Here is a 2,706-nt window from a genome sequence, read left to right as displayed (position 1 = left end):
GAGTTTTTAATTGAGAGTGTACCTGGCTTATAATTGCAGTTGGTTGGCGCGTCCCATTATATCATCACGAAGGTCTTGGGTTGAAGCCCCATTTTTATTAAAGAAGTTTGATTGAGCAGTTGTTTTTTTGGAGTTTATTTTTCTTTTCGCAAAACACATATCGTCATCGCATGCTAAAGTATACGTTTACAACGTTATCCCTATTGATAATTACTCTACTGTTATAAACTATATTTTTCACCTCTAATTGTGAATAATTGTTTAATTTACATGTTGTATTTCTAGTGTTTTATCGTCATATCTTTTTCTAAACATTTTCCCCTCGGGGAAAATTGAGAAAAGAGTTGGAAATCGTAAACACCGCGGTAGATATGTTTGAAATGTCATAAAAATTCGATTCACGACGGGTTTTTGATCATTTCTGTCATAATTTTCTTATTCTCATAAAATTATCAGCTATTTATGAAATAAAAAACCAAGCTACAATCTAAAATTGTTTTGTCATCTCTTGCTTTTTCTATCTCAGACTTAATCTTCTTCATTTATGACATTTATTTTCCATTTTATCCATAAAGTGATCCATTTATGTCTTTTGAAACATTTTCCCCGCGGGGTTTGCAATTTTATCTCATGTTCGTTGTAAACCCCGCGGTAGATGAGATTTCCAACTCTTTTTCGCCTCATTTACTTAAGGGTTTGTAAAAACAGAGTCTTTTTACTTGCAAATTGACACTTGTGGACCAATAAAATAATATGAGTGTAGGATCAAACTCCTCGTGAAAGATGGAAAAATAACTTTTCATGAGGATTTGTGGGTGATTTTCAATTTCAAGACACTAAAAATAGGGATTGATTGTAATCTGTAAGCAACTCTTTTATTAGAAACCTTTAACATTTTACTCGTCTAAATTTTCAACACAATGCTTTCTTCATATTTCAATTTGAATCTTGCAAAGAGAAAGTTGCATCTTTTAAAAGCATTCATTAAGCAAAAATATTTTCATCATATACAAATCAAATTCTACCTGTAGAAAAAGACTTTCTACTCATAAAAGTATATATCTTAGAAAGTGAAACAGAGTGATAACTCATGAGCGAAAAAGCCTCTACGGAAGAAAAATAGGGAGTGGTATACAAGTGAATCTCTCTTTTTGAATTGTTTCTTTATTTAAATGTTTTATATTTACACAATAAAAAGTTAAAGCAATCTTTAGGCATAATTTTATGCAAGATAAAGTTTATTCATCCTATCAAACAAGCAAGTATGAGAAAAATAACCATTTCATCCTTTTTATTATTAATAGTCCTGTTGGCATCTTGTAAATCAGATCATAAAAACTCTTTTTGGTCAGATGGAGTAGCGTTATTTGATATACAAGAAGTGTTTAGAGACGAACGATTCCCAAATGTAGTAGTTGCAAAAGATGGTTCAATAGTATGTAGTTGGGGAAGTGAAAACATCAGGGTAAGACGTAGTGAAGATGGAGGAGCAACCTGGCAACCAGCAATAGATATAGTCAATCCTGGCTTTCAAGGTGGTGGGGCTATTGTAGATGAAACTACTGGTGATATTCTTCTGTTTATTGAAGAGGGTCACTCTATTGCGCCAGTAATGCTTTATAGAGCACATATAATGGAAAACGTGGAAACAAGACAACATAACTATAAAGCCAAATAGTTTGGGTCATATTCATTCTATGCATATGAATGAGCATGGTATTACTTTACAGCATGGTGAATATAAAGGTAGGCTCATCAGACCCACCAGGTATTATGGAGAGGGAAATGATGCTCCATTCTGGAATCAACATTATACCAATGCCATGTATAGCGATGATGGAGGAAAAACTTGGCAAACAAGCGAGCCTTTTCCGTATTATGGAACTGGTGAAGCAGCTATTGTAGAACTTTCAGATGGATCGCTTTATTACAATTCTCGTCGTCATAAGTCAACCGAAGGATTAAATCCACGGTGGAGATATACAGCATATAGTTATGATGGTGGACAAACTTGGGTGGATGGCTCAATTAGCGATGAGTTGCCTGATGGCAATCAGCATAGCGATTATGGGCTTATGGCTGGTTTGGTAAGGTTGCCCATCGAAGGTTATGACATATTACTCTTTAGTAATATTGATATTCCACAAAAAGAAAATGATGAAGATTTAGCATTCGAGGCCCGATGGACAGAACGTGTACGGGGCACAGTTTGGGCCAGTTTTGATGGAGGAAAAACCTGGCCTGTTAAAAGATTGGTCGAAGAAGGTTCTTTTGCCTATTCTTCAATGGCAGCAGGCAGAGCGGGAACGGATTCTGAAGGTATTGTTTATCTACTATATGAAAGTGATGGAGGTGCAAAAATGGCCCGCTTCAACTTAGCTTGGTTAACAAACGGAATAGACTGGAAACAGTATGTAAGCGAATAGTTAGCTTCTCATGCTTATATTATGAGACAGTTTTCCGACACCTTTTAAACAAAACACGCTAAAATAGAGAGTCTTTTTATAGCTTTGTATAAAGCATAGTAAATATAACCCCTCAGTGCTGCAATATTTATAGATAGTGCAGCTATATTATTAACACAACAGATGAAATTTAATTACTTTTATTCTCTTATTTTTCTATTGATTGTTTCGTGTAATCAATCAAGTGGATTAATGATTCCCACAGCAAGCACTTTTAAAATTGACGAAGACGACACTAAAG

At 34.7% G+C, this 2,706-nt stretch carries 2 protein-coding genes; both read left to right on the top strand.

What is annotated here, in order from left to right:
* Nucleotides 1–1,264 precede the first annotated feature (1,264 nt).
* Nucleotides 1,265–1,678 (top strand): exo-alpha-sialidase, encoded by a 414-nt coding sequence (locus GXZ13_00285; GenBank protein NLX74285.1) that lies wholly within the window; start codon nucleotides 1,265–1,267, stop codon nucleotides 1,676–1,678.
* A 1-nt stretch (nucleotide 1,679) separates the two neighbouring features.
* Entirely contained in the window at nucleotides 1,680–2,426 is a 747-nt protein-coding gene (locus tag GXZ13_00280) for an exo-alpha-sialidase (protein NLX74284.1), read from the top strand.
* Nucleotides 2,427–2,706: the final 280 nt, after the last annotated feature.

The sequence above is a fragment of the Synergistaceae bacterium genome, from assembly GCA_012728235.1.
In the GTDB taxonomy this organism is placed as follows: Bacteria; Synergistota; Synergistia; order Synergistales; family Synergistaceae; genus JAAYFL01.
This window is presented reverse-complemented; position numbering and strand designations above follow the sequence as displayed.